Source organism: Rhodobacter capsulatus SB 1003 (assembly GCF_000021865.1).
GTDB classification, from domain to species: Bacteria; Pseudomonadota; Alphaproteobacteria; order Rhodobacterales; family Rhodobacteraceae; genus Rhodobacter; species Rhodobacter capsulatus_B.
Genome location: NC_014034.1, coordinates 3,485,697 through 3,512,558 on the forward strand (window position 1 = coordinate 3,485,697; position 26,862 = coordinate 3,512,558).

Below are 26,862 nucleotides of genomic sequence, written 5' to 3' on the forward strand. Positions count from 1 at the left end.
GCGCCCATGTCGGAGAGTTACGCCAAGATCGCCCGCGACGGCTTGTGGGACAAGAACATCGTGACGGGCCAGATGCTGGCGCTGTGCCCGACGCTGGCCATCACCGGCACCGCCACGAACGGGCTGGGCATGGGGCTGGCGACGACGGTGGTGCTGATCCTGTCGAACGTGGTGATTTCCGCGCTGCGCAAGACCATCGCCCCGGAGATCCGCATTCCGGCCTTCATCCTGATCATCGCCGCCATCGTGACCGTGGTCGATCTGGCGCTGAACGCCTGGCTGCACGATCTGCACAAGGTGCTGGGCCTCTTCATCGCGCTGATCGTGACCAACTGCGCCATCCTGGGCCGGGCCGAGGCCTTTGCCTCGCGCTTTGGCGTGCTCGCCTCGGCGCTTGACGGGCTGATGATGGGGATCGGCTTCACGCTTGCGCTGGTGGTGGTGGGGGCGATCCGGGAAATCCTGGGTTCGGGGACGCTTTTCGCCCAGGCCTCGCTGCTTCTGGGGCCGCATTTCGCCTTCATGGAGCTGCAGATCTTTCCCGACTACCCCGGCTTTCTGATCATGATCCTGCCGCCGGGCGGCTTTCTGGTGGTGGGGGGGCTTTTCGCGCTCAAGCGCATCATCGATGCCCGCAAGCCGACGATCGAACAGGAAATCAAGCAGATGCGCACCGAACGCGTGTTCACCGCGGCGGGCGTGCTGAAACCGAAACTGGAAACCGGAGAAGAGGCATGATCGTGGGTGTCGCCTATGCCAAGCCGACCGTGCAGGTCTGGAAACATGTCGATGTGCCGGACACCGCCACGGCGCGCGACGCGATCGAGAAATCCGGTCTGCTCGACCAGTTCCCCGAGATCGATCTGAGCACGCAGAAGATCGGCATTTTCGGCCAGATCTGCCCGCTGGAAAAGCCGCTGAAGGAAGGCGACCGGGTGGAGATCTATCGCCCGATCCATCCCGAAGCCGAATTGCTGGAAAAGAGAAGCTGACCCCTCCGCCCCCCCCTTTCGTCAGGAGACTTCCGATGACCCGTCTGACCCGTCGCCACCTCGCCCTCGGTCTTTTCGCCACCTCTGCCGTTGCCGCGGCGGGCGGGATCGGCCTTGCCCTTGCGCCTTCGGACCGCGCCGTGATCGTCGGCGCCGGTCCCGCCGGGGCACAGGCGGCGCTGGCGCTGCGTGCCGCCCATCCCGCGCTGCGTGTAACGCTGCTGGAACGCGATCCGACCCGTCTGGCCCGGGAAACCGGCGACGCGGCCGCCGCCGCCTTTGTCCCGCCGCGCACCGAGGCGACGCTTTCCCGGCTGAAGGCGCAGGGCATCGAGGTGATGCTCGACGATGTCACCGATGTCGACTGGACGGCGGGGCGGCTTTCGCTCTTTTCCGGCCGCGATGCCGCCTTTGACCGGCTCTATCTGGCCCCGGGCACGACGGCCAAGGCCGAAGCGATCGAGGGGCTCGATGCCGAGGCGCGCTTTGCGATGCCCGCCGCCTGGGGCAATGCGCGCGAGGCGCGGCGGCTGGCGGCGCAGCTGGCCGCCCTGCCCGAGGCCGGTCATGTCGTGCTGCGCCTGCCCGCGGAGCTGAGCCATCCGCAGGTGGCGCTGCACCGTGCGCTGGTGTTGGCACGCCGGATCGCCGCCACCCGCCCCGCGGCGCGGCTGACGGTGCTCGATGCGACGCCGACGCCCGCGCTGGCGCAATCCTTCGCGATGGCGAAGCGGCTGCAGGGGATCGATGCGCAGGTGGCCTGGATCACCGCGGCGGAGGGCGCCGGGGTGACGGCCGTCGACGCGCGGGCGGGCCGGATCGAGACCGGGGCCGGGTCTCTGAGGGCCGATGTGATCAACTTCGTGCCGCCGCATGTGGCCGGGGCGATTGCCCGCACCGCGGGGCTTGTCGATGCCTCGGGCTGGTGCCCCTGCGACGCGCGGGGCCGCTCGATGCTGCGCAGCGACGCCGTCGTGCTGGGCGATGCGCGCAAGGGCACGGCCCGCACGCTGGATGGCGCCCGGCTCTCGGTCGCGGCAACGGTTGCGCAAGCCTGACCCGGGAAAATTCTTGGCGAAAGGGGCGGCGGCGCCTAATGTCGCGCAGTCAGGCTCAGAGGGAGGAGAGCATTGGGACTTGTCGACATTTTCATCACCCAGATCGGGGATCCGCTGCGCGTCATCCTGCTGGCCGGGGTGATTGCGCTGCAACCGCGGCTTGAAGACCGGCTGGGCAGGATCCCGACCCTTGCGGCGGGGCTTGTGCTGGTCGCGCTCGTGATCCCGCTGCTGTTTCCGAACGGCAACGTCTGGTTCCTGGTCGCCGCCGCCATCGGGCTGGTGACGAATGCGATCCAGATGGGGGTTCTGCTCGGCATCTGGACGCTGGTACGCCGATTCAAACATTGAAGGGCTGCCCTTCGCGGGCAGCCCCCCATTTCACTCGCCGCGCGGATAGCGCTGGTTTTCCTCCAGCACGTTCAGGTCCATGTGGTTGCGCATGTAGCGTTCCGACGCCTTTTGCAGCGGCTGGTAATCCCAAGGGAAATAGGCGCCGTTGCGCAGCGCGTCATAAACCGCCCAGCGCCGCGCCTGGCTTTCGCGCACCGCCGCATCGAAGGCGCCCAGATCCCAACGCGTCAGCGCCTGATCGGTCAGCCGCTTCAGTGTATCCGCATGTTCGGGCGCGGTGGCCAGATTGACCAGTTCTTGCGGATCGGCTTCGAGGTCGTAAAGCATCGGCGGATCGACGGCACAGAGCATCAGCTTGTAACGCCCCTCGCGCAGGCAGACCATCGGCGCGATCGTCGATTCCGCGGCATATTCCATCGGCACCGCGGCGCGGGCCCCGCCTTGCGCCACCGGGTCCAGATCGACCCCGTCGGTCCAGCGCGCCAACGTGGAAATGTCGATCCCCGCCAAGGCCGCCAGCGTCGGCGTGATGTCAAGCGTCGAGACCGGCGTGTCGATCCGCCCGGGTTTCCAGCCGGGCGCGGCAATCATCATCGGCACCCGCGCCGAGCCCTCGAAGAAGTTCATCTTGAACCACAAGCCGCGCTCGCCCAGCATGTCGCCATGATCCGAGACGAAGACGATGATCGTGTTGTCCGCCATCCGCCCGCGTTCCAGAACGTCAAGGATTTCCCCTATCTTTTCATCGATGTAGCTGATCGAGGCAAAATACCCCTGGCGGGCACGGCGGATCATTTCGGGGGTTATTTCGAAATTTCTGAAATCACAGGATTCCAGAATACGCCGCGACTGCGGGTCCTGATCCTCGAAAGGCAGCGCAGGCACGGTGGGGTCCAGCGCCGGACTTTCCTCGTAAAGATCCCAGAACCGCTTGCGCGCCACATAGGGGTCGTGTGGATGGGTGAAGGACACCGTCAGACACCAGGGCCGGTCGTCCTGCCGCCGCGACAGGTCGTAAAGCTTGCGCGTGGCGTGATAGGCGACCTCGTCGTCATATTCCATCTGGTTGGTGATCTCGGCCACGCCCGCGCCGGTGACCGAGCCGAGGTTGTGATACCACCAGTCGATCCGCTCGCCCGGCTTGGTGTAATCGGGCGTCCAGCCGAAATCGGCCGGGTAAATGTCGGTCGTCAGCCGTTCCTCGAAGCCATGCAGCTGATCGGGGCCGACGAAATGCATCTTGCCCGAAAGCGTCGTGGCATAGCCCGCCCGGCGCAGGTGATGCGCGAAGGTCGGAATGTCCGAGGCGAATTCGGCCGCATTGTCGTAAACCCGCGTGCGGGACGGCAACTGCCCCGACATGAAGGACGCCCGCGCGGGGGCACACAAGGGGCTGGCCGTGTAGGTATTGGCAAAGCGGGTGGACCGCTTCGCCAGACGCTTCAGATGCGGCGTGTGCAGGAACGGGGCCGGACCGTCGGGAAACAGCGTCCCGTTGGCCTGATCCACCATGATGACAAGAATATTCGGGCGGGGGTCCATGGTCCGGCTTCGTCCTTACAGTCCCAACGCGGCCTTGACCGCCGCCTCGCCCGGTTGGCCGTCGAGCGTCGTCACCCCGTCCAGCCAGGGGCCCAGAACCTCGGGATGCGCCTTGATCCAGTCGCTGGCCGCCACCCTGGCATCGGTGCCGCCAAGGATCGATCCCATCAGCGCGTTCTCCATCCCCAGCTCGAACACGAGGTTCGAAAACAGCTTGCCCGCATTCGGGCAGGCCCCGGCCCAGCCCTTGCGGGCGAGCGTATGCACCGTGGCCCCGCCGAAATCGGGGCCGAAATAGGCATCCCCGCCCGACAGATAGGTCAGGTCGAAATTGGCATTCATCGGATGCGGCGCCCAGGCGAGGAAGACGATCCCCTTGCCCTCCTTCACCGCGCGATCGACCTGCGCCAGCATCGCCTGTTCGCCCGATTCGACCAGTTCCCAGTCCCGCAGCCCGAAATCATTGCCGTCGATCATCTTCTGGATATTGGCATTGGCGGGCGCCCCCGGCTCGATGCCATAGATCTTGTGATCGAAATCATCCCCATGCGCGGCCAGATCGGCGAAATCCGTCACGCCCTTGGCCGCCGCGGCCGTCGGCACGGCCAGCGTGAACTTCGCCCCGGTCAGGTTCTGCGCCAGATGATCGACCGCATCGGCGGCGGTCAGATCGTCGATGAATTTCTGCTGCGCCGGCATCCAGTTGCCCAGAAACACGTCGATCTCGCCATTCTTCATCGATTCATAGCCGATCGGCACCGACAGCGTCTTGACCTCGGGCGCATAGCCAAGGCCCGTCAGCACCACCGAGGCGACCGCATTCGTCGCGGTGATGTCGGTCCACCCCGGGTCCGACATCCGGATCGTCGCGCAGGAGCCGTCATCGGCCAGCGCCATCGCGGCGCCGGACAGAAGGAATGCCACGGAAAGCCCCGTGCGGCAGGCGATGGAGAAGGTCATTCTGGCTCCCTGTCAGCTATTTCATTCGCTTATGAAAGGTGAGACAGTTTGTCCTGTACAGAGGCAATTTCTGAATGCTTGCGATAAGGAGGGTTTATACCTGATGCGACGGGTCGATCTGGGCTGGATGCGGGTCTTCGTCGAGGTCGGGCGGGCGGGCAGCCTGTCCGAGGCGGCCCATCGCCTGAACATCACCCAGCCCGCGGTCAGCTATCAGATCCGCCGCGCCGAGGGGGAATTCGGGGTCGCCCTGCTGCTGCGCAAGGCCCGCGGGGTGGAGCTGACGCCCGAGGGGCGGGCGCTGCACGACATCCTGACCCGCGCCGTCACCCAGGTCGATGCGCTGGCCGAGGCGCTGCGCCCGCAGCCCCGGCGCAAGACGCTGCGGCTTTGCACCGATTACGCCTTTTCCAGCCTTTGGCTGATGCCGCGGCTGCATCTGTTCCGCGCCGCCCATCCCGAACTGGAACTGCAGATCGTCGCGCTGCAACATGCCGGAACACGGGCCGAGGGCGAGATGGCGGTGGTTTTCGCCTCCCGCGCCGAGCTGGGTCCCGAGGCGGTGCAGATCATGCCCGAAGCGGTGGTGCCGGTCTGCGCCCCCGCGCTGCGCGCCGGTCTGCCCGACGGCGTGCTGCCCGATGCGCCGCTGATCCATCTGGATGCCGAACCGGGGGCGATCTGGTTCGACTGGACCTCTTACCAGCGTACCCTGCCCCGGGCCCGCGATCCGCGCCGCGCGCGCGGGGATCTGCGCTGCAACACCTATGCGCTGGTGATCGAGGCGGCGCTGGCCGGGCAAGGCGTGGCTCTGGGCTGGCGCGGTCTGGTGGATCGGCTGCTTGCCCGCGATCAACTGGTCGAGGCCGGGCCGGAACTGACCAACCCGGACCGGGGCTATTTTCTGGTCGCAAACGCCCCGCACGACGCCGGGGCAGAGGCGCTCTGCTCCTGGCTGCGGGCCGAAGCGGGTCTGCCCTCAGGTTGAGGTGGCGGTGACGCTTGCGGTGGAATAGGGGAGCGGCGCAATGCCCTGCGCCTTGCGGCTGGCCGCCCAGGCGCTGGCGGCGGCCTGCGATCCCGGCGCAGCCTCGGGAACCTCGACCCGGTTCGCCAGCAATTGCTTGATCCGGTCGAAGCTTTCCTCGATCTCCTTCGCCGCCTTGCGCGCGGCTTTCTTGCGTTCGGCGTCGCTCATTTCCTGCTTCTCCGAGGCGGCATCGCCCGCGGAGCCCGATCCTGCCGGGGCAATGTGCTCGGACCCGGTCCTTGCGGCCTCCGCAGGCGCCGCCTCGGCACCGGCCTCGGACGCGGCCGCCCCTTCCTCGGCGGCGGGGGCCGGCGCTTCGGTCTGGTTCGCCTCGGCGGCGCGCGCCTGCACAAGGGCTTCCTGCATCCGGCTCGCCTGGCTTGAACCGGCCCAATCCCGAGACGGTTCCGGCGCGGTCGCCTCCTCCGCAAGGGTGAAGGCCGGGCCGCTGGCCGTGGTGGCCCGGGCGGCTTGCACCGGCGTGACGGGGGAGGCGTTGGAAACGGCAGTAATCATCACAAGCGTCCTTCTGGATCTGTCCCCGGCAGGATGGCAAACGGGGATGAAGAAAATCCTGACGCCGCCGCGGAAAATCCGCAGCATTCGAACGGTTCAGACCTCGGCCATGATCGCGGCGGCCGGGCGGCCCGCGGCGATCAGAGCGCCGATCCGGCGCAGCCGCGGCGCGGCATGGTCCAGAAACATCCGGTAGCCGTCGCAGAAATGGTTGATCCGGCCCGGCCCGCCCGGCTCGGGCGCGGTGCGGTGCTTCGGGCAGCCGCCATGGCAGGCAAGGCGCCAAGCACAGGCGCGGCAGGTGGCGCAAAGCCCGGCCTGCTTGTCCCGGCCGAAAGCCCGCGCCTTTGGCAGCGCCGCCAGTTCCCCCACCGGACGGGCCTTGATATTGCCCAGCCGGAACGCCGGATAGACGTAGTGATCGCAGGGGAACAGCCCGCCGTCCTGTTCCAAAGCCAGCGCCGTGCCGCAGGTTTCGGCAAAGACGCACAGCCCCGCCGGTTCGCCCAGCAGCAGGCCCAGCATCTCGTCGAAATGCTGCACGAAGATGCGGCCGACATCGCGGGCGATCCAGTCGTCGAAGATCGCGCAGAGAAACCGGCCATACTCCGCCCCGGTGATGCAGAACGGCGCCAGCACCGCCCCCCTGTCGTCCCGCCCGGGCGGCCCTGCGCGGCGGCCATCGGGCAAAAGCCGCTCATGCGCCGGGATGAACTGCAGGAACTCCGGCCCGAGCCCCGCCAGATAGCGATAGACCGCAACCGGATCGGCGACATTCGCCCGGGAGACCACGGTCAGCAGATTGACCCGCGCCCCGGCCCGCTGCAACCGCTCGAGCCCGCGCAGCACCGCCGCGGAGGAGGGCCGCCCGCGCCGATCCGGCCGCGCCGCATCATGCCTCTCGGGCGGGCCGTCAAGGCTGAGGCCGACCAGAAAATCCTGTTCGGCGAAGAACCCGGCCCAGGCCTCGGTGATCAGCGTGCCATTCGTCTGGATCAGGTTCGAGATCCGGTGCCCGGGCGGGCAAAGCCGGGCCTGCAGCGCGACGAGGCGGCGAAACCAGTCGAGCCCCATCAGCATCGGCTCGCCGCCCTGCCAGGCAAAGGCAATCTCGCGCAGACCGGCGGCGGACTGGCTGGCGATGTAATCGGCAAGGAACCGGGTCAACACCGCATCGTCGATGCGAAAGCGATGGCCGGGCGGAAACAGCGCTTCCTTTTCAAGGTAATAGCAATAGTCGCAGGCCAGATTGCAGCGCGGCCCGATGGGCTTTGCCATGACATGGAACGGATGGGCGGACGGGGGGCGGCGCAGACCTCGCATCGCCCGACTATGCGGCCCCGGCGCGGGCGCGGCAAGCCCCTCAGGCGCGGCGCACCACCTCCTGCGTGCAGATCCGCATGAAATCCTCGGCCGATTGCGGCATCGAGAACAGATAGCCCTGCAGCACGTCGCAGCCAAGATCGCGCAGGATTTCGGCCTGCGCCCAGGTCTCGACCCCTTCGGCGACGGTGGCGATGCCCAGGGTTTCGGCGATCTCGACGATGGCGCGCACCAGATTTTTCGACCGCGGATCCCGCGCCACCGGGGCCACGATGCGCTGGTCGATCTTCAGCGCCGAGGGGGCAATCTGCATCAGCCCGATGATCGAGGCATGACCGGAACCGAAATCGTCGATCTCGATCTCGATCCCGGCGTCGCGCAGCGCATCGAGATGGAAGCGGAACACCTCGCTCTCCTCCTCGACGAGGATCGATTCCAGCAGCTCGAAGGTCACCTTGGTCTCGCCCTCGGCGATGGCCCGGGCCGCCCGCACCACATCGGGATCATGCATCCGCCCCGAAGAGACGTTGAAGCTGATCTTCGGCACGATCAGCCCCCGCGCCCGCCAGGAGGTCAGGGCCGCGGCCGATTTCTCCATCATCACCCGGTCGATTTCCGACACCAGCCGCAATTGCACCGCCACATGCATGAAGGCATCGGGGACCAGCAGGCCGCGTTCGGGGTGGCGCCAGCGCAGCAGCGTTTCGACCCCGGTCAGCCGTCCGGTCCGGGCGCAGATCTGCGACTGGAAGAACGGCACGAATTCGCCACGGTCGAGCCCCTCCTGAATCTCGCCCGCCAGCTTGCGGTCGAAAAGGATGTTCTGATGCAGTTCCGGGGTAAAGAACTCCATCCGGTTCCGTCCGCCCTCCTTCGCGCGATAAAGGGCGGCATCGGCGAAAAGCTGGATCTCGGTGCCCATGGCCGCGATATCCTCGGTCTCGGCGATGCCGAAGGAGGCGCCGAACCGGCATTGCCGCCCGTCGAACCACAGGGGTTCCGCCAGCCGCGCCTGCATCCGTTCGACCACCTCGCGGGCATGGCCGCCCGACTGACCGGGCGCAAGGATGATCGAAAATTCGTCGCCGCCGATCCGCGCCGCGAAATCGCCGCCGCGCAATTCGGCGCGCAGCACATCGGCGACGCGCTGCAGCACCATGTCCCCGGCCTCGTGGCCCAGCGTGTCGTTGACATGCTTGAAATGATCCAGATCGACCCGGATCAGCAGGCAATCGCGCGGACCGGCCGCCGCCGCATCGGCAATGCGGCGGGCCAGCACATTGTCATAGCTGCGCCGGTTCGGCAGCCCGGTCAGCCCGTCATGCAGCGCCTGACGTTCGTTCTCGGCGCGCATTTCCTCGGCCAGCCGATGCGCCCGGCGCAATTCCGCTTCGCGCGCGACATCGGCGGTGACATCATGCAGCGCCCCGGTCCAGACCACCGACCCGTCGGGCTGCGGCTTGGACGTGGCCGAATTGGCCAGCCAGATATCGCCGCGCCGCGGATGCCGGACCCGGAACCGCTGGTTCCAGAGGTCGAGCATGCCCGGCCCCGCCCCCTGCCCGGTCAGGAAATCCGGCAACTCGTCGAACTGCACATTGGCAAACAGATCCTCGACCGCGATCGCCTGCGAGAACAGGCCGAATTCGATGCCCAGAAGATCCTCGAGATAGGGGCTCGCATAGGGGAAGGAGGCGCTGCCATCGGGGAAACGGCGGAATTCGTAAAGCCCGACCGGCGCGATCGAGGCGATCGAGGCCAGGCGTTCATGCGCCTGATGCATCTCCCGGGCCGCCTGTTCCTCGCGGCGCTTGGCCTCGATCTGCTCGGTCACGTCCATCGCATTGCCATACCAGACGATGGTGCCGTTATCCTGCAGGAACGGGCTGGCCGAGACATGCAGCCAGCGCAGGCCGCGTTGCGGATGCCCGATCCGGTGCAGGATCTCGAACCGGGTCAGGGTCTCGACCGAGTGCGTCACCGCCGCCTGCACCGAGGGAATGTCCTCGGGCAGGATCCGGGTGAAGACCGCCGCCCCGTCGGCCTTGAGCGCCTCGCCGCTCAGCCCCAGCAGCTCGGGCAGGGCGGCGCTGAAAAAGGCGAAGCTGAAATGGCCGCTGCTGTCGCGCTGCCATTCGAAAATCGCCCCGGGCGCGTTTTCCGCCATGGTGACCATGCGGTCATGGGCGCGCCGGACCGCCTCGGCCGAGCGTTCGGCCTCGCGCGTCATGCGCATCTGTTCGGTGATGTCGAAGACGTTGCCGAACCAGAGCGTCGCCCCGTCCGGCTGGTTGCAGGGCAGCGCCGAAACGGTCAGCCAGATCCGGCCGCGATCGGGGTGATCGACCGGCAGCCGATGTTCGAACGGGGTGCCCTGTGCGCGCGACTCCTCGATCCAGCCGAAGATCCCCGGCATCATGTCCTGCGGCATGTGGGTGAAGACATTCACGCCATCGGCCACGATCGCCTCGGGGGCGACACCGACCATCATCGGCAGCTTGGCGCTGAAATAGGGCATGTCGATCGAGCCGTCGGCATTGCGGCGATATTCGAACAGCGCCCCCGGCGCATTGTCGGCCAGCGTGTCCAGCCGGTCCCGGGCCTGTTGCGCCCGGTCCGCCGCCTCGGCCAGACGGCGTTCGTTTTCCCGGCTCTGATCGATGCAGATGATCACCCCGGCCAGCAGATAGGGCAAGCCCTTGTCCGAACGGTCGACGCGGCGGGCGATGGCGCGATACCAGTGATAGCTGCCATCGGCATGACGGCAGCGGTGTTCGTGGACGTAGAGATCGCTGGCCCCGGATTTCAGCTTTTCCATCTCGGTCACCGCCGAGGCCAGATCCTCGGGGTGGATCTGGCTGCGCCAGCCCGCATCGGTCGAGGCGAAGGCCCCCGGGGCATGGCCGAACAGGCGATAGGTCTCGTCGGGGGTCCAGCCCTGCCCCAGATCGGGGCAGACGCTGAACGAGCCGATCCCGGCGCAAAGCGCCGAGGTGCGCAAAAGCTCGCCGCGCTCCTCGGCCTTGGCGCGGCTTTTCTGCGCATCGGCGAGCGCCTCGGACAGGCGGCGTTCGATCGCCTTCGCCTCGTCGATGCGGGTGAAGCCGCCGCTGACGATGAAGGGCAGGCCCCGGTCCGACCGGTCGATCTTGCGCGCGACAGTGCGATACCAGTGATGGCTGCCGTCCTTGTGGCGCAGCCGGTGATCGGCGGTGAAAACCGTGGTCCGGTCGCAGATCAGATCCTGCATCCGGGCCATCGCCGCCTCCAGATCGTCGGGATGGAACAGGCTGCGCCAGCCGATCTCGTCGGGGATGAAATCGCCGGGCGCATAGCCCAGCTGGCGATAGCATTCGTCGGGCATCCAGGCCTCGCCCAGCTCGGCGCAGATCGACCAGACCCCGGTTTCGCCGCAGATCAGCGCCGTCGTCAGCGCATCGGTGGTGGCCTGCGCGGCGATGCGGGCGGCCTGGGCCTCGGCCAGGGCTTCGGCAAGCCGCGTTTCCTGGGCCGTCTCCTGCATCTGGCACTCGCCGCCCCCGGGCAGGGCCACCGGCGCCGCGATCTGCACCAGCCAGACGCGGGCGGCATCGCCCGGATCCAGCGGCCAGATCGTCACCTCGGCCTGCCGCGCCGCCGCCGCGTCCGGATCGATCACGAAGCGCTGCGAGAGCCCCGCCCCGTCACCGTCTGAAGCGGTGACGATCCGGGCGATGCGGTGTCCCAGCTCCCCGGGCAGCACCCTGTCCACCGCGGCCCCGACAGCCTGCGCGGTGCCAAGGCTGCGATCCGCCGCGGCATTGGCCCAAAGCAGCCGGGCCGTGCCGGACACGGCCAGCGCCGCGCCGGGAAACCCTTCGAGCACGCGGCGCAACTGCGCCAGATCACCAGACATGGAAGCCTCGTCGAAACCGGACCAGACCCCAGTTTTGCGGGCAAATCCTTAAAGATACACTTCAAAGACATCGAAAACGGGCAGATTGCCCGCTTTTGCGCCAAAATCCCGGATCAGGGCGCCAGCGCGCGGGCCATCCATCGATGCGGGATGCCCGCATCGTCATAGACCGGACCGAAAGCGGCAAAGCCGAGCCCCGCGTAAAAGGGCATCGCCTGCAGCTGCGCGCCCAGCTCGACCCGGGTGCAGCCCAGCGCCTGCAGCCGGTCGCAACCCGCCGCGATCAGCGCCTTGCCCAGCCCGGTGCCCCGCGCGCTCCGCACCACGCAGACCCGGCCGATCTTGCCGGTCTCGCCCGCCACGAAGAGCCGCGCCGTGCCCAGCGCGGCCGCGCCCTCCAGCGCCAGCAGATGCACCGCCTGCCCGTCCAGATCGTCCCATTCCTCGGCCTCGGGCACGCCCTGTTCCTCGATGAAGACGGCGCGGCGCAGCGCATGCACCGCAGTCAGATCGGTGGTCTCGACGATCCTCATGCGAAGAAATCGCGCAGGCAGCGGGCATAGATCGCCTTCAGCCGGGTGATCTGCGCCACTTCGATGCGTTCATCGACCTGATGCATGGTCTTGCCGACCAGACCGAATTCCAGCACCGGGCAGTGATCCTTGACGAAACGCGCATCCGAGGTGCCGCCCGAGGTGGAGAGCACCGGCACCACCCCGGTTTCCGACACGACAGCCCGGCTGACCAGTTCGACGAAATCGCCGGGGGGGGTCAGGAAGCTTTCGCCCGAAACCTCGGTGCACAGGCTGACGCGGGTGCCGGTCTCCGCCTCGATTTCCGCAATCAGCCCGCGGGCCCAGTCTTCGATCTTTGCCGAGGAATGGGCGTCGTTGAAGCGGATGTTCACCGTCGCCCGCGCCTTCGCCGGGATCACGTTGTTGGCCGGGTTGCCGCAATCGATCGTGGTGATCTGCAGCGTCGAGGGTTCGAAATGCTCGGTGCCGCGATCAAGCGGTTCCGCCGTCATCCGGCCCAGCAGTTCGACCAACGCATGCAGCGGGTTTTTCGCCCGGTGCGGATAGGCGGAATGGCCCTGCACCCCCTCGACCTCGAGGTAAAAGGTCATCGAGCCGCGGCGGCCGATCTTCATCATGTCTCCCAAGGTCTCGGGACAGGTCGGTTCGCCCACCAGACAGACCGACATCGCCTCGCCCTCGGCCTTCATCCAGTCGAGCAGCGCCAGGGCGCCATCCTTGCCCGGGCCTTCCTCGTCGCCGGTGATCGTCAGGATGATCGCGCCCTCGGGCGGGGTGGTGGTGACGAAATCGACGGCGGCGGCGACAAAGGCCGCCACGCCCGATTTCATGTCGGTGGCGCCGCGGCCCCACAGCACGCCCTCGATCACCGCGCCGGAAAACGGCTCCTGCGTCCAGGCGGCCGCATCGCCCACCGGCACGACATCGGTGTGACCGTTGAAACCGAAGGTCTTCGCCCCCTTCGCCCCCCAGCGCGCGAAAAGATTGGGCGTGCCGTTGCGGTCGACCCGGGTGCAGGCGAAACCGGCCGCCGAGAGCACCCGTTCCAAAAGCACCAGCGCGCCGCCTTCGACGGGCGTGACCGAGGGGCAGCGGATCAGATCGGCAGTCAGTTGAACGGGGTCGAGGGTCATCGGTTGCTCCTGTGCGATGCCTTGGCTTAGCCCCGCTTTCCCCCCCGCGCAACAACCGCTGTTGCCCCCGGGTCACCCCGGCGCCGATCCCCCGGCATCACGGAAATTTTCGTTTCCAAGGGGGCTAAAGCTGACTTACGGTTGAACAAAATCAAGACGACCCGAGGCAGGGCATACGAGCAGGGCAGAATCGCCCACCCCCACTGCGGCCGGATGGCCGGAACGGACGGGATTTCCCGGCTCGGTGATGTTTTGCCCGCAGGCAAGTGGGGCAAGAGATGGCATTTGGCAGAGTTCTGGGACTGGATCCCTCGGCAGCGGCGGCGCAGATCGCGAAATCGATCTTTGGCGCGCGGGAAGTGGCGGTCGCGGCCCCGAACCTGCTGGAAGGCTTCGCCGCCGGAACCCGGGTCCGAACCCCGGCCGGGCTGCGCCGGATCGAGACGCTGAAACCCGGGGATCTGGTCGAGACGCAGGAGGCCGGGCCGCAACCCGTGGTCGCCGTCGAACGGACCCGCCTGCCCGCGCTGCGGTTGCAGGCGCCGATACGCTTTGCCGCGGGCGCGCATGGCGCCGAGCGTCCGGTGCTGGTGGCGCCGCAACAGCGCGTGCTGGTGCGCGATCCGGTGCTGGAGCTGCTTTTCGGCGAGGCCGAGGTTCTGGTCGCCGCTCGCACGCTGGTCGATGGCGAGATGGTCTCGCGCCATCCCGGCGGGATGGTCGATTATGTCCGGCTCGTCTTCGATTGCGCCCACATGGTCTTTGCCGAGGGTCTGGCGGTGGAATGTTTCCGCCCCGGTCCGCGCCCGATCCCGGGCGAGGCCGCGCCCGAAGCCGGGGCCCCGCGGATGCTGCGGCTGCAGGAATCGCAGATGATGCGCAAGCTGGTGATCTGAGGGGGCGATGATGCTGGAACATGGCTGGTTTGCGGCGCATCTGACCGGGCATGGCCCGGTGCGGCTGTCGGATCGCGCCCTGCCCGCGGTGCTGGGCCGGGGCAGTCTGATGCTGGATTTCGCGCTGATGCCGGGCGAGACCGGGCCCCTGCCGCTTTTGCATCTGGGCGATCAGAGCGGCTGGACCTGGTTCCTGTCGATCTCGCTTGACGCACAGGGCGTGCTGACGCTGGTGCAGCGGCAGGGCGCGGCGGTGCAGGCGCTGACGCTGGACATCGCGCAGGATTGCGCCGCGGGCGGGCGGATGCGGCTGACCTTCAGCTGGGATTGCAGGACTGACGAGACCCGGCTGACGCTGGAGACGATCGACGGCGGGCAGATCCGCCAGCGCGTCGGCACCGGGGCGATGCCACTCTCGCGCGCCGAACTGGCCGCGCTGGCCAAGGGCCGCAGCCCGGCACAGATCGGCCCGCGCGTCGAATGGCTGGCCTTCGGCAGCCAGATGCAGCCGGTCGGCCCGGGCGCCTGTTTCGCGCCCTCGACGCCCATCGCCACGCCCGGGGGGGACTGCCCCGCCGCCAGTCTGAAGGCGGGCGATCTGGTGCTGACCGCCGATGCCGGGCCGCAGCCGATCTTGTGGTCGGGGCGGATCGCCCTGCCTGCGCTTGGCAGCCTGCGGCCGGTGCGGCTTTGCGCCCCCGCCTTTGGCGCCACCCGCGATCTGTGGGTCCTGCCGCAGCACCGCGTGGCGCTGCGCGGCGCCGCCGTCACGGATCTGTTCGCCGAGGAAGAGGTTCTGGTTCCCGCGCATCATCTGGTGGACGGGATCAGCGCACAGCAACCCGACCGGCCCTGCGTGCTGAGCTGGCACGGGCTGCTGTTGCAGGGGCACCATCTGCTGATCGCCGACGGCTGCCGTGTGGAAAGCCTGAACATCGGCCGTCTGGCCCGCACCCCCGCGCTGGCGAAGACCACCGCGCTTTCGGGGCTGGTGGCGCGGATGGATCTGCCGGTGCATGGCGTTCCGGCCCGTCGCGGGCTGACGCCCGAGGAGGCGCTGGCGCTGGCGGCCGAGCGGCGGCGGCGGCGCGGCCCGGTGGCAGCCTGACTGGGGCAGCCTGATCGGGGCGGCCGAAGGAGAAATTTTCCGTCACGACACATTCGGTCTTGTCGCGCATCAATCGCGAATTATTATTGCGCTGCGGTTGCGAAATGCCTAAGCAGGCTGCAACTGCAGAAAACCGCCGAATCCCGGCGTCGATGGGGCTGACATGACCGATACGATCCTCCTTGCCGACCTGCTTGCGCTGACCGAAGCCACCCTTCCCGAGATTGCGCAACTGACCGCCGATGCGACCGCGGCGCTGAAAACCAAGGTCAGCCGCGGTGGCAAGGTGTCGAATGCCGCGCTGGAGGAAGACCAGTTCACCGCCCATGCGCTTGCCTGGCTGGCGACTTACAACCAGTCGCTGATCCAGCTGCGCGGCTGGGCCGGGCGGGTGGCCGAGGCGGGGGCGTTCGGGCAAATGGAAAGCCTGATCCTGCAGATCGGCTTTGGCGAATATCTGAACCAGATCGCCGGCGGCATTCCGATGAGCCAGATCGAAGTGGCGCGTCTGTCCGATCTGGGAGTCTGCTGGACGCCGTCCGAGGCCGCCCGCAAACTGATGGCGCGGGGCAACACCGATGCGGCGCGGATGGCGCTGGTGGCGCTGATGCAGGACAATCAGGGCCGGGCGCTGTTCGGCGCCTCGGGGCTGGATGACGAGCTGGAGATGATCCGCGACCAGTTCCACCGCTATGCCGAGGAACGGGTGATCCCGAACGCCCATGACTGGCACCTGAAAGACGAGTTGATCCCGATGGAGATCATCGAGGAACTGGCAGAACTGGGCGTCTTCGGCCTGACCATCCCCGAGGAATACGGCGGGCTCGGCCTGTCCAAGGCCTCGATGGTCGTTGTGACCGAGGAACTCTCGCGCGGTTATATCGGCGTCGGCAGCCTTGGCACGCGCTCGGAAATCGCCGCGGAACTGATCCTCTGCGGCGGCACCGAAGAACAGAAACAGAAGTGGCTGCCGGGCCTTGCCTCGGGGGAAATCCTGTCCACCGCGGTCTTCACCGAACCGAACACCGGCTCGGACCTGGGCAGCCTGCGCACCCGCGCGGTCAAGGATGGCGATGATTGGGTGATCACCGGCAACAAGACCTGGATCACCCATGCGCAGCGCACCCATGTGATGACGCTTCTGGCCCGGACCGAGCCCGACACCACCGACTGGCGCGGGCTTTCCATGTTCCTTGCCGAAAAGACCCCGGGCACCGACGAAAACCCCTTCCCCACCCCCGGCATGACCGGCGGCGAGATCGAGGTTCTGGGCTATCGCGGCATGAAGGAATACGAGCTGGGCTTTGACGGCTTCCGGGTCAAGGGCGAGAACCTTCTGGGCGGCGAGACCGGCCGGGGCTTCAAGCAGCTGATGGAAACCTTTGAATCGGCGCGGATTCAGACCGCGGCGCGGGCCGTCGGCGTGGCGCAGGCCGCCTGCGAGATCGGCATGCGCTATGCGATCGACCGCAAGCAATTCGGCAAGTCGCTGATCGAATTCCCCCGCGTCGGCGGCAAGCTTGCGATGATGGCGGTCGAAATCATGATCGCGCGGCAGCTGACCTATTTCTCGGCCTGGGAAAAGGATCACGGCCACCGCTGCGACGTCGAAGCCGGGATGGCGAAGCTGCTGGGCGCCCGTGTCGCCTGGGCGGCGGCGGACAATGCGCTGCAGATCCACGGCGGCAACGGCTTTGCGCTCGAATATGCGATCTCGCGCATTCTGTGTGACGCCCGGATCCTCAACATCTTCGAGGGCGCGGCGGAAATTCAGGCGCAGGTGATTGCCCGGCGTCTGCTGGGTTGACCTGAACCGGGGCCTTCGGGCCCCGTTTTCTGACGGAGGGTCCGATGATCCGCGATGCCACCCCCGAGGATGCCCAGGCGATCGCCACGATCTACAACGACGCCGTGCGCACGACGACGGCGATCTGGAACGAGGTCGAGGTGACGGCGCTGAACCGTGTCGACTGGATCGCGGCGCGGCAGCAGGCGGGCTTTCCGGTGCTGGTGCTGGAGGAAGGGGCGAAGGTCGTCGGCTATGCCAGCTACGGGCCCTTTCGCGCCTTTGACGGCTATCGCGGCACGGTCGAGCATTCGGTCTATGTCCGCACAGATCTGCGCGGCGGCGGGCGCGGCCGGGCGCTGCTTTCGGCGCTGATCTTGCGCGCCCGCGCGCAGGGGCTGCATGTGATGGTGGCGGCGATCGAGGCGGAAAACAACGCCTCGATCATCCTGCACCAGCGGCTCGGCTTTGCGGCGGTGGGGCTGATGCCGCAGGTGGGGCAGAAATTCGGCCGCTGGCTGGATCTGCTGTTGATGCAATTGCGGCTGGACGACCGGCCTCAGCCCTGACGGGCGATGGCCGCAATCAGCCGGTTGCGCGCCTCGGGCAGGGCCTTGCGGCTGTGCTCACTGGCAAAACGGGTGAGGAAATGGCCGGTCAGGGTCAGCCCCTGTCCGATTTCTGTCCAGGTCGCGGGCCCCTGCCCCAAAAGGCAAAGCGGCAAGGGAAGCAGTTTCGGCGCCCAGTCGCCCGCCCCCGCCCGGCTGACGGCGCGGCCCGTGCGCGGCGAGACGAAGGCCAGATCGTCGCGCGTGCCGGTGACGGCGCAGCGGCTCAGATCCAGCCCGAAGCCAAGGTCCTCCAGCAGCGCCATTTCCCAGATCAGATAATCGACCACCCAGCCCTCGGCCGCCTGTCCGATCACGGTGAAAAGCGGCTCGGTGGCGGCGTAAAGGCGCGGATGCGGCGCGCGTTCGGCCAGCACGAAGGACAAAAGCGCGCAGACGGCATTCAGCCCCATCAGCGCCAGCCGGTCGGAAAGCGCCCCCGCGCGCGAGGCCAGCGGTTCGACGGTGAAGCTGCCCAGCTGATCTTCCAGCCGGGCCCGCCAGGCCACAGCCACATGCGAGCCGGGCATCAGCACCGCCGCCATCTTGCGCGAGGCGCCACCGCGGACGACGCCCAGATGCCGCCCATGCGTGGCCGTGAACACCTCGACAATCGCCGAGCTTTCGCCGTGCAGGCGGGTCGAAAGGATGGTGCCGCTGTCTTGCCAGTCCATGGTGCCCGTGACGAAGGCCGGGGGTTTTGCACCCCCGGGCCCCCGCAGGATATTTGAGGCAAGATAAAAGCGAAAGCCGGGGTCAGTCTTTCAGTCCGTCTTCATCCAGAAGCGTGCGGCCGTGCCGGGCTTCGAGTTCGACGACCCAGAGATCGGGATCGAAGCTGCGCTGCTTGCGGATGCTTTGATCCACCTCGGCCTCGGGGCCTTCGGTGAGCACGGTCCAGATGTCGCAATCGGCCTCGTAATCAAAGGTGCGGGTGTAAAGCTTCGCCAGCCCGTCGAGCGTCGCGCATTTGACCATCACGGCGCCCGAGTCAGGCTGACCCCGCGCCGCGATGAAGGCCGGAATGTTGTTCAATTCCAGACGCTTGAGATAGGCACGCACCCAAAGTTCGGCACGCAGGCGCGGTTGCATCCTCAGTCGCCGTCCTTGAAGTCGAGACCCATTTCCGTGTAGCGCTCGGCCTCTTCCTGCCAGTTCTCGCGCAGTTTGACCTGCAGGAAAAGGTGGATCGGACGGCCCATGAACTCGGCCATTTCGGCGCGCGCGGCGGTGGAGATCGCCTTGATCGTCTCGCCGCCCTTGCCCAGCACGATGCCCTTGTGACCGTCGCGGCTGACGTAGATGATCTGGTCGATCCGGGCCGAGCCGTCGGGCTTTTCCTCCCAGCGCTCGGTTTCCACCGTCAGCTGATAGGGCAGTTCCTCGTGCAGGCGCAGGGTCAGTTTTTCGCGGGTGATTTCCGCCGCGATCATCCGCATCGGCAGATCGGCAATCTGATCTTCGGGATAGAACCAGGGACCCGCGGGCACCTGCGACGCGAGCCAGTCGCGCAGGTCATCGACGCCATAGCCCTTTTCGGCCGAGATCATGAAGGTCTTGGCAAAGGGGAAGGCGGCGTTCATTTCCTCGGCCAGGGCCAGCAGGCGTTCGGCCTTGACCCGGTCGATCTTGTTGATGGCCAGCGCGACGGGCTGCGTGCCCTCGCGCGCTTTCAGCGCCTCGATGATCGCCTTTGCGCCCTCGGTCAGGCCACGATGCGCCTCGATCAGCAGAACGACGATATCGGCATCCGCCGCGCCCCCCCAGGCGGCCGAGACCATGGCGCGGTCGAGCCGGCGCCGCGGCCGGAAGATGCCGGGGGTATCGACAAAGACCAGCTGCGCCGTGCCCGCCATGCAGACGCCGCGGATGCGGGCGCGGGTGGTCTGCACCTTGTGGGTGACGATCGAGACCTTGGCCCCCACCATGCGGTTGAGCAGCGTCGATTTCCCGGCATTCGGTTCGCCGATCAGGGCGACGAATCCGGCTTGCGTTTCTTCGGTCATGCGCCTCTCTCCAACCGTTCCAGAAGGGCCTTTGCGGCGGCCTGTTCCGCATTGCGTTTCGATCCGGCCTGCGCCTCTTCGGTCTCGCCCGAGGCCAGCACCACCGCGATGCGGAATTGCGGCGCGTGATCGGGGCCCTCGCGGCCCAATGTTTCATAGCGCGGCGGCGGCAGGCCGCGGGCCTGGGCCCATTCCTGAAGCGCCGTCTTCGGATCGCGGGCGTCGTTGTCGACGGACTGGATCCGCCCGGCCCAGAGCCGCAGCACCAGCGCGCGGGCGACCTCGAAGCCCGCATCCAGATAGACGGCGGCAATCACCGCCTCCATCGCGTCGCCCAAAAGCGCATCCTTGCGCCGCCCGCCCGACATCATCTCGGACCGGCCCAGTTTCAGCACCGCGCCAAGATCGATGTCGCGCGCGACGGCGGCACAGGTTTCCTTGCGCACCAGGGCGTTGAACCGGGGCGCCAGCTGCCCCTCGGAGGCCCGGCCATCGGCGTGAAACAGCGCCTCGGCCATCGAGAGGCCCAGCACCCGGTCGCCCAGAAACTCCAGCCGCTGGTTGTCGGGCCGCGTGGCCGAGCCCAGCGAGGAATGCGTCAACGCCCGAACAAGATGCTCGGGCGTCGTGAAACGATGCCCGAGCCGGTCCATGAAGGCAGAGAGGTCTGCCGCAATTTTCATTCGATCGCCTTGAAGAAGCGGTCCGCCCGCCAGGTCCAGAAGAAGAAGAGCGATTTCCCCGCCGAGGAGAACATCACCCGGTCGGCGCGGCCGACCAGATTTTCCGCCGGCACGAAGCCGACGCCGCCGATGCTTTGCGCAAAGCGGCTGTCCTCGGAATTGTCGCGGTTGTCGCCCATGAAGAAATACTGCCCCTCGGGCACGACAAAGACCGGGGTGTTGTCGGCGCGGGTGCCGTCGAAGGTGTTCAGGATCGAGTGGCTGACGCCGTTCGGCAGCGTTTCGAGGAAGCGCTGCGACTGGCAATCACCGCCCTCGCCCACGGGTTCGTTGCGGCACAGCGGATAGCGCTTTTCTGGGCCCTGCGGTTCGAACACTTCCGAGAAGGTGCCGCCGTCTTCCAGCTTCACCGGGGCGCCGTTGATCTGCAGCACGCCGTTGACCATCTGGATGCGGTCGCCCGGCAGGCCGATCAGCCGCTTGATGAAATCGACATTGCGGATCGGATGGCGGAACACCACCACATCGCCGCGTTCGGGTTCACCGCCCAGAATGCGGCCCTCGATCGGGCAGGGCGAGAAATCGGCGCTGGAGAAGGGGCAGGAATAGCGCGAATAGCCATAGGCCATCTTGTTGACGAACAGGAAGTCGCCGATCAGGAGCGTGTCCTTCATCGAGCCCGAGGGGATCCAGAACGGCTGAAAGAACAACGTGCGGAAGACGCCCGCGATGATGAGCGCCCAGAACAGCGTCCGCGCCATTTCGCCGATGCCGCCTTCGGATTTGCTGGCCATGCTCTGCCTCTTGTTGAAACCTTGTCTTCCTTGGCCCGATGCGGGGGGCAAGTCAAGCAAGCGGACGCGCTTCGATGACGACGAAGGCCTGCGCCCAGGGGTGATCGTCGGTCAGCGTCACATGCACGACGGCCTGATGACCGGGCGGTGTCATCGCCGCCAGCCGCTCCGCGGCCCAGCCGGTCAGATGCATCACCGGCTGGCCGGTGGGCAGGTTGGTGACCGACATGTCCTTCCAGGAAATCCCCATCGCAAGGCCGGTGCCCAAGGCTTTCGAACAGGCCTCCTTCGCGGCCCAGCGTTTCGCATAGGTGCCCGCGACATCGGCGCGCTGCTCGGCCTTGGCGATCTCGGTCTCGGTGAAGACGCGGGTGCGGAAACGGTCGCCAAAGCGGGCCAGCGTGGCCGCGATGCGCTCGATATTGGCCAGATCCGAGCCGATGCCGAGGATCATTTCGCCCCCCGGCCCCGGGCCTTTTGCCGGTCCGCCGCGCGCAGCTGGCTGCGGGCGCCCTGACCATAAAACAGATACGAAGCCGGAAAGGTGATGACGACGACAAGGCCGAGGATCACCGACCACAGCACCGCATCAAAGCCGCGCAACATGGTGAGCAAGGCAGGATCGCCGAGCGACATCAGCACCAGAGCCGGGCCGAGCAGCATCAGGGTGAGCGCCGTCGCCATCGCGGCAAAGCGCAGCGCCTCGGCCCGCGCGGGCAGGCGGCCGCTGCGCCTGGCAAAGACCTGCCCCTCGATCATCGCGGTCATGAAGACCGGCACGGCGGCGATGCCGACCGAGGCCAGATCGATCCCGGCAAGGCGCTCGAACACCAGCACGAGCCCCGAGACGACCAGCCCCGTCAGGATCAGAATCAGCCCATAGCGCAGAATCGGCATTCTTGCCCCTTTCGGTCAGCGGCGCGCTTCATCCATCAGACGGCGCATTTCCGCGATCGAGGCCTCAAGCCCGATGAACAGCGCCTCGGCCATCAGGAAGTGACCGATGTTCAGCTCTTTCACCTCGGGGATGGCGGCGACGGGGGCGACGGTCTCATAGGTAAGCCCGTGCCCGGCATGGACCTCAAGGCCCAGACTGGCGGCCAGCGCCGCGGCCTTTTCCAGCGCCTTCAGTTCGGCATCGCGTTCGGCGAAACGGCCCTCGTAATGCAGGTCGCAGTAATGGCCGGTGTGCAGTTCGACGACAGCCGCGCCGATCGCCGCCGAGGCCTCGATCTGCCGCGGATCGGGGCCGACGAACATCGACACCCGGGCCCCCGCCTGCCGCAAGGGCGCGATATAGGCGGTCAGCCGCGCCTGATCGCCCGCGACATCCAGCCCGCCTTCGGTGGTGCGTTCCTGCCGCTTTTCCGGCACAAGGCAGACCGCATGCGGCCGGGTGGCCAGCGCGATGCGCTGCATCTCCATCGTCGTCGCCATTTCGAAATTCAGCGGGATCTTCAGGTTCGCCTTGAGCTCGGCCATGTCGCTGTCGCGGATGTGGCGGCGGTCTTCGCGCAGATGCGCGGTGATGCCGTCGGCCCCCGCGGCCTCGGCCATCAGGGCCGCCCGCAGCGGGCTTGGATAGGCCGATCCGCGGGCATTGCGGACGGTGGCGACGTGGTCGATGTTGACGCCCAGGCGCAGGGAACGGGTCATGGGAACCTCCGGTCAGATGCGGCCACTATGACGAAGCGCGGCGGCCGAGGGAAGATGCCGCTCAGCCCTTGTCGTCCTCGTGATCGGAGACGCCGACGGCGGGCGCATGCGGCAGCTTCACGGCGAGTTTCGCCAGCCGCTCCTTGAGCCGCAGGCGGCGACGGTTCTGATAGGCGGTGACCAGCGGCAGGGCGATGAAATAGCCCGCAAGCCCCCCCAGAACCCCGGGCACCATCCCGCCCAGCGTATAGGGCAGGAAGACGCCATAAAAGAAATCCGCCATGCCGACCCAATGCGTGTCTTCGGCGGTGAAGATCGCCAGCAGATTGTGGCGCAGATCGGCGAAAGCATCGGCAAAGACATCCAGCAGCCCGGCGGCATGGGCGGGATCGTAGCTTTGCCCCAGCATCGCATGGCCAAGCTTGATCGAGACCAGCGCGATCAGCGGAAAGGTCAGCGGATTGCCGACCAGCGTCGCGAAAAGCGAGGCCAGCACATTGCCGCGCATCAGTTTCGCCAACAGCGCGGCCGCCAGAAGATGCACGCCGAACAAGGGCGTGAAAGACACGAAAATGCCCGCGAAAACGCCCCGGGCGATGCGATGCGGCTTGTCGGGCAGACGGGTCAGACGGTGGCGGATGTAGCTGAGCGCCCGCAGCCAGCCGGTGCGCGGCCAGACCATATCACGCGTCGACTGCCCCCAGCTCCGCTTCTCCCGCCGCTTGAAAACCACGTTCTGCCTTCCGTTCCCTCAGGGTTTGCGCGACAGGTCGCGCCAGCGCTGCACCTGCGCCACATCGGTCTCGGCTTCCAGCGCCGTCAGCAGCCGGTGCAGATGTTCGGCATCGCGCAGATCGACCTCTACCAGAAGCGAATAAAAGTCCGGTTTCTTGTCAAGGAAATGAAGGTCGGAGATATTGGCTTTCTGCGCCCCGATCAGCGTGCAGATATGCCCCAGCACCCCGGCGTCATTCGAGATGGTGATCTTCAGCGCCACCGAATAGACCGGCGGGTGGCTGCCCTCGTGCCAGTGCAGATCGACCCAGCGGCCCGGCTGTTCCTCGAATTCCTCAAGCGCGGGGCAGTCGATGGCATGAATGACCACGCCCTGCCCGCGATAGGTGATGCCGACGATGCGTTCCCCCGGCAGCGGCTGGCAGCATTTCGCCCGGTGGAAGGTCTGATCCGCGGCAAGCCCGATCACCGCGCGGCCGGGATCGACGGTTTCCGGGCCGCGGGCGGCCAGTTCGGGATAAAGCGCCTCGACCACCTCGCGCGCGGTCAGTTCGGCCGAGCCGAGCCGGGCCAGAACCTCGGTCTCGTCGGGCAGGCCCAGCGTCTTCGCCGCCGTCCGCAAAGCCTTGTCCGAGACCTTGCGGCCGACATGTTCAAAGGCCACCCGGGCCAGTTCCGAGCCCAGCTTGACGAAGCGGGTCCGGTCTTCCTCGCGCAGAGATTTGCGGATCGAGGCCTTGGCGCGGCCGGTGGCGACGATGTCCAGCCAGGTCGCCTGCGGCCGCTGCCCGGCCGCCGTGATCACCTCGACCGACTGGCCGTTCTTCAGCCGCGTCCAGAGCGGCACGCGGATGCCGTCGACCTTGGCACCGACGCAGGAATTGCCGATCCGCGTGTGGATCGCATAGGCGAAATCGATCGGCGTAGCGCCTTTCGGCAGCTTGATCACATCGCCCTTGGGCGAGAAGCAGAACACCTGATCGGAATACATCTCGAGCTTGACGTTCTCGAGGAATTCGTCGTGATCGCCCTCGGCAAAGCGTTCGGTGAGCGACGCAAGCCATTTCGCCGGATCGACGGCAAAGGGGTTCAGCGCCCGTTCGCCATCGCGGTAAGACCAATGCGCGGCCACGCCCGCTTCGGCCACTTCGTGCATCTGCCGCGTGCGGATCTGCACCTCGACCCGCTTGCCGTCGCGGCCGGACACCGTGGTGTGGATCGAGCGGTAGCCGTTCGATTTCGGCTGGCTGATGTAATCCTTGAACCGCCCCGGCACCGAGCGCCAGCGCTGGTGAATGAGCCCCAGAACGGCGTAGCAATCGGGCACGGACCGGGTGATGACGCGAAAGCCATAGATGTCGGAAAGCCTTGAAAAGGTAAGGCTTTTTTCCTCCATCTTGCGCCAGATCGAATAGGGGCGCTTGGCGCGGCCAAAGACATCGGCCTCGATCCCGGCCTTTTCGAGTTCATTGCGGATATCGGCGGTGATCTGCGAGATCACGTCGCCCGATTCCTTTTGCAAGGACACGAAGCGGCGGATGATCGAGGTCCGCGCCTCGGGGTTGAGCACCTTGAAGGCGAGGTCTTCCAGCTCCTCGCGCATCCACTGCATGCCCATCCGGCCCGCCAGCGGCGCAAAGATCTCCATCGTCTCGCGGGCCTTCTGCGCCTGCTTTTCCGGCCGCATGCTCTTAATCGTGCGCATGTTGTGCAGCCGGTCGGCAAGCTTGACCAGGATCACCCGCAGATCCTTGGACATCGCCATGAAGAGCTTGCGGAAATTCTCGGCCTGCTTGCTGGCCGAAGAGCCCAGTTGCAGATTGGTCAGCTTGGTGACGCCATCGACCAGTTCCGCCACCTCGGTGCCGAACAGCCCCTCGACCTCGGTGAAGGTCGAGCGGGTATCCTCGATCGTGTCATGCAACAGCGCGGTGACGATGGTGGCATCATCGAGCCGCTGTTCGGTCAGGATCGCGGCAACGGCAACGGGATGGGTGAAATAGGGCTCGCCCGAATGCCGGAACTGCCCGTCGTGCATCTTCAGCCCATAGGCATAGGCGCGACGGATCAGATCGGCGTTGCAGCGGGGATTGTAGTTGCGAACGAGCGCGATCAGGTCTTCGACATCGATCATCCGCGCTCGTTACCCTCGTTCAGTCGCGGCCTTGCGCGTCCATCAATGCGCGCAGCATGCGCTCTTCGTCCATGTCATCGACGCGCGGCCGGTCGATCTCGCCCGACATCAGAAGCGCCATTGCGTCTTCCTCGGGCTCGTCGACCTCGATCTGGGTCTGGTTGCTTTCGATCAGACGCTCGCGCAGATCATCGGCCAGCTGGGTTTCATCGGCGATCTCGCGCAGCGCGACCACCGGGTTCTTGTCATTGTCACGCTCGACGGTGATCGGCGCCCCGGCCGCAACCTCACGGGCGCGGTGGGCGGCAAGCATCACCAGCTCGAAGCGGTTCGGAACCTTGTCAACGCAATCTTCAACCGTCACGCGGGCCATCGGCAACTCCAGACCAAAGGGGGAGGTGTGAACCTCTCCCTTAGCCCCTTCCCGGGGCCTTTACAAGCGGCCCTACCCGTCGAAAGGGGCAGAAAACGGCACCATTGCCGCTTTTTCGGTCGCGTCCAGCGCCGCCAGCATCGCACCGACCGTCTTGCCGGTGACCGGATGACGCCACAGGGGCGCGATCTCGGCAAGGGGAATCAGCACGAAGGCCCGGTCGGCCAGACGCGGATGCGGCAGGATCAGCGTCTCGGGCGCAAGCTGCATCTGTGCGTCCAGCGGCAGGCCGCGCCAATGCGCCTCGGTCGCCGCATCGGGCCGGATCGCGGCACCGCAGGCCAGAAGATCAAGGTCGATGCCGCGCGATTCCCAGCGCGCATTGCGACGGCGCCCCAGCCGCGCCTCGATTCGATGCAGCGCCGAAAGCACCGCTTCGGGCGTCATCGCCGCGGAAACCACGGCACAGGCATTGACATAATCCGGCCCCGCCCCGGCCGGAAAAGCCGGAGATCGCCAGAATCGGCTGAGCGCCCGCAGCCGAATCCCCTCCTCGGGCAGCATTTTCAGCGCAGCAACCAGAGATTGAGGCGGATTACCCGCCTCAGTTGCAAGATTCGCCCCTAGCGCAACAAAAAATGTGCTATTATCTTTAAAGACAGATATCTCGACCTCCCGACGCTTGGTAGAAAGCACTGCTGAACTGGTTCTCGCGGCGTATTGGGTAGAACAATTTTTCCCCGT

Annotated in this window: 28 protein-coding genes; 9 read left to right on the plus strand and 19 right to left on the minus strand. The window is 66.8% G+C overall.

Annotated features, from left to right (window positions below):
• Positions 1–6: 6 nt before the first annotated feature.
• The 4 genes from RCAP_RS16265 to RCAP_RS16280 all read left to right on the plus strand — a co-directional run bounded on the left by RCAP_RS16265 (position 7) and on the right by RCAP_RS16280 (position 2,401).
• Entirely contained in the window at positions 7–738 is a 732-nt protein-coding gene (locus RCAP_RS16265) for an electron transport complex subunit E (protein ID WP_013068988.1), read from the plus strand.
• Positions 735–992, plus strand: a complete 258-nt coding sequence (locus tag RCAP_RS16270) for an RnfH family protein (RefSeq protein WP_013068989.1) — start codon at positions 735–737, stop codon at positions 990–992. The genes RCAP_RS16265 and RCAP_RS16270 overlap by 4 nt, the downstream gene beginning before the upstream one ends.
• A 35-nt stretch (positions 993–1,027) precedes the next feature.
• A complete protein-coding gene (locus tag RCAP_RS16275) occupies positions 1,028–2,050 on the plus strand; it encodes an FAD-dependent oxidoreductase (protein WP_013068990.1) in 1,023 nt (340 codons plus the stop codon).
• A gap of 72 nt (positions 2,051–2,122) precedes the next feature.
• Positions 2,123–2,401 (plus strand): hypothetical protein, encoded by a 279-nt coding sequence (locus RCAP_RS16280; protein WP_013068991.1) that lies wholly within the window; start codon positions 2,123–2,125, stop codon positions 2,399–2,401.
• 30 nt (positions 2,402–2,431) lie between these two features.
• Here RCAP_RS16280 and betC read toward each other — a convergent pair whose 3' ends face one another.
• On the minus strand, positions 2,432–3,946 hold the full coding sequence (gene betC / locus RCAP_RS16285) for a choline-sulfatase (RefSeq protein ID WP_013068992.1): 1,515 nt from the start codon (positions 3,944–3,946) through the stop codon (positions 2,432–2,434).
• Positions 3,947–3,961: 15 nt separating this feature from the next.
• Positions 3,962–4,906, minus strand: coding sequence for a choline ABC transporter substrate-binding protein (locus RCAP_RS16290; RefSeq protein WP_013068993.1), 945 nt, complete (start codon positions 4,904–4,906; stop codon positions 3,962–3,964).
• Positions 4,907–5,009: 103 nt separating this feature from the next.
• Here RCAP_RS16290 and RCAP_RS16295 point away from each other — a divergent pair, with 103 nt between their 5' ends.
• Entirely contained in the window at positions 5,010–5,894 is an 885-nt protein-coding gene (locus RCAP_RS16295; protein ID WP_013068994.1) for a choline sulfate utilization transcriptional regulator, read from the plus strand.
• Here RCAP_RS16295 and RCAP_RS16300 read toward each other — a convergent pair.
• From RCAP_RS16300 to dapE, 5 genes are all read right to left on the minus strand, one after another.
• Positions 5,886–6,452, minus strand: a complete 567-nt coding sequence (locus tag RCAP_RS16300; protein ID WP_013068995.1) for a hypothetical protein — start codon at positions 6,450–6,452, stop codon at positions 5,886–5,888. The genes RCAP_RS16295 and RCAP_RS16300 overlap by 9 nt on opposite strands.
• A gap of 96 nt (positions 6,453–6,548) precedes the next feature.
• Entirely contained in the window at positions 6,549–7,730 is a 1,182-nt protein-coding gene (locus RCAP_RS16305; protein WP_238530209.1) for an anaerobic sulfatase maturase, read from the minus strand.
• 85 nt (positions 7,731–7,815) lie between these two features.
• Positions 7,816–11,670 (minus strand): EAL domain-containing protein, encoded by a 3,855-nt coding sequence (locus RCAP_RS18710; protein ID WP_013068997.1) that lies wholly within the window; start codon positions 11,668–11,670, stop codon positions 7,816–7,818.
• Positions 11,671–11,783: 113 nt separating this feature from the next.
• The gene (locus RCAP_RS16315; RefSeq protein WP_013068998.1) at positions 11,784–12,203 is read right to left on the minus strand and encodes a GNAT family N-acetyltransferase; all 420 of its coding nucleotides are present in this window, start codon (positions 12,201–12,203) and stop codon (positions 11,784–11,786) included.
• Complete coding sequence (gene dapE, locus RCAP_RS16320) at positions 12,200–13,339, minus strand: succinyl-diaminopimelate desuccinylase (RefSeq protein WP_013068999.1); 1,140 nt, start codon at positions 13,337–13,339, stop codon at positions 12,200–12,202. The genes RCAP_RS16315 and dapE overlap by 4 nt, the downstream gene beginning before the upstream one ends.
• Positions 13,340–13,617: 278 nt before the next feature.
• Between dapE and RCAP_RS16325 the strand changes: the two genes are divergently transcribed.
• The 4 genes from RCAP_RS16325 to RCAP_RS16340 all read left to right on the plus strand — a co-directional run bounded on the left by RCAP_RS16325 (position 13,618) and on the right by RCAP_RS16340 (position 17,698).
• Positions 13,618–14,235, plus strand: coding sequence for a Hint domain-containing protein (locus RCAP_RS16325; RefSeq protein WP_013069000.1), 618 nt, complete (start codon positions 13,618–13,620; stop codon positions 14,233–14,235).
• Between the two features lie 7 nt (positions 14,236–14,242).
• Entirely contained in the window at positions 14,243–15,343 is a 1,101-nt protein-coding gene (locus tag RCAP_RS16330; RefSeq protein ID WP_023911964.1) for a Hint domain-containing protein, read from the plus strand.
• A 163-nt stretch (positions 15,344–15,506) separates the two neighbouring features.
• Positions 15,507–17,150 (plus strand): acyl-CoA dehydrogenase family protein, encoded by a 1,644-nt coding sequence (locus RCAP_RS16335; protein WP_013069002.1) that lies wholly within the window; start codon positions 15,507–15,509, stop codon positions 17,148–17,150.
• Positions 17,151–17,194: 44 nt separating this feature from the next.
• Complete coding sequence (locus tag RCAP_RS16340) at positions 17,195–17,698, plus strand: GNAT family N-acetyltransferase (RefSeq protein WP_013069003.1); 504 nt, start codon at positions 17,195–17,197, stop codon at positions 17,696–17,698.
• Here the strand turns inward: RCAP_RS16340 and recO are convergent.
• From recO to folK, 12 genes are all read right to left on the minus strand, one after another.
• Entirely contained in the window at positions 17,689–18,411 is a 723-nt protein-coding gene (recO, locus tag RCAP_RS16345) for a DNA repair protein RecO (protein ID WP_013069004.1), read from the minus strand. The two genes, RCAP_RS16340 and recO, sit on opposite strands and share 10 nt — an antisense overlap.
• Before the next feature lie 82 nt (positions 18,412–18,493).
• Entirely contained in the window at positions 18,494–18,829 is a 336-nt protein-coding gene (locus RCAP_RS16350) for a DUF1491 family protein (RefSeq protein ID WP_013069005.1), read from the minus strand.
• A 2-nt stretch (positions 18,830–18,831) separates the two neighbouring features.
• The gene (era, locus tag RCAP_RS16355) at positions 18,832–19,743 is read right to left on the minus strand and encodes a GTPase Era (protein WP_013069006.1); all 912 of its coding nucleotides are present in this window, start codon (positions 19,741–19,743) and stop codon (positions 18,832–18,834) included.
• Entirely contained in the window at positions 19,740–20,426 is a 687-nt protein-coding gene (gene rnc, locus RCAP_RS16360; protein ID WP_013069007.1) for a ribonuclease III, read from the minus strand. The genes era and rnc overlap by 4 nt, the downstream gene beginning before the upstream one ends.
• On the minus strand, positions 20,423–21,220 hold the full coding sequence (gene lepB / locus RCAP_RS16365) for a signal peptidase I (RefSeq protein ID WP_013069008.1): 798 nt from the start codon (positions 21,218–21,220) through the stop codon (positions 20,423–20,425). The genes rnc and lepB overlap by 4 nt, the downstream gene beginning before the upstream one ends.
• A 52-nt stretch (positions 21,221–21,272) precedes the next feature.
• Positions 21,273–21,674 carry a holo-ACP synthase gene (gene acpS / locus RCAP_RS16370; protein ID WP_013069009.1) on the minus strand — a complete coding sequence of 134 codons (402 nt, stop codon included), beginning with the start codon at positions 21,672–21,674 and terminating at the stop codon, positions 21,273–21,275.
• The gene (locus tag RCAP_RS16375; RefSeq protein WP_013069010.1) at positions 21,671–22,117 is read right to left on the minus strand and encodes an ABZJ_00895 family protein; all 447 of its coding nucleotides are present in this window, start codon (positions 22,115–22,117) and stop codon (positions 21,671–21,673) included. The genes acpS and RCAP_RS16375 overlap by 4 nt, the downstream gene beginning before the upstream one ends.
• A gap of 15 nt (positions 22,118–22,132) precedes the next feature.
• Complete coding sequence (locus RCAP_RS16380; RefSeq protein ID WP_013069011.1) at positions 22,133–22,876, minus strand: pyridoxine 5'-phosphate synthase; 744 nt, start codon at positions 22,874–22,876, stop codon at positions 22,133–22,135.
• Positions 22,877–22,937: 61 nt separating this feature from the next.
• Complete coding sequence (locus RCAP_RS16385; RefSeq protein ID WP_309473947.1) at positions 22,938–23,558, minus strand: DUF2062 domain-containing protein; 621 nt, start codon at positions 23,556–23,558, stop codon at positions 22,938–22,940.
• A gap of 69 nt (positions 23,559–23,627) precedes the next feature.
• Complete coding sequence (locus RCAP_RS16390; protein ID WP_013069013.1) at positions 23,628–25,745, minus strand: RelA/SpoT family protein; 2,118 nt, start codon at positions 25,743–25,745, stop codon at positions 23,628–23,630.
• 19 nt (positions 25,746–25,764) lie between these two features.
• Positions 25,765–26,118 (minus strand): DNA-directed RNA polymerase subunit omega, encoded by a 354-nt coding sequence (gene rpoZ / locus RCAP_RS16395; RefSeq protein WP_013069014.1) that lies wholly within the window; start codon positions 26,116–26,118, stop codon positions 25,765–25,767.
• A gap of 72 nt (positions 26,119–26,190) precedes the next feature.
• A complete protein-coding gene (folK, locus tag RCAP_RS16400; protein WP_309473948.1) occupies positions 26,191–26,814 on the minus strand; it encodes a 2-amino-4-hydroxy-6-hydroxymethyldihydropteridine diphosphokinase in 624 nt (207 codons plus the stop codon).
• Positions 26,815–26,862 lie beyond the last annotated feature (48 nt).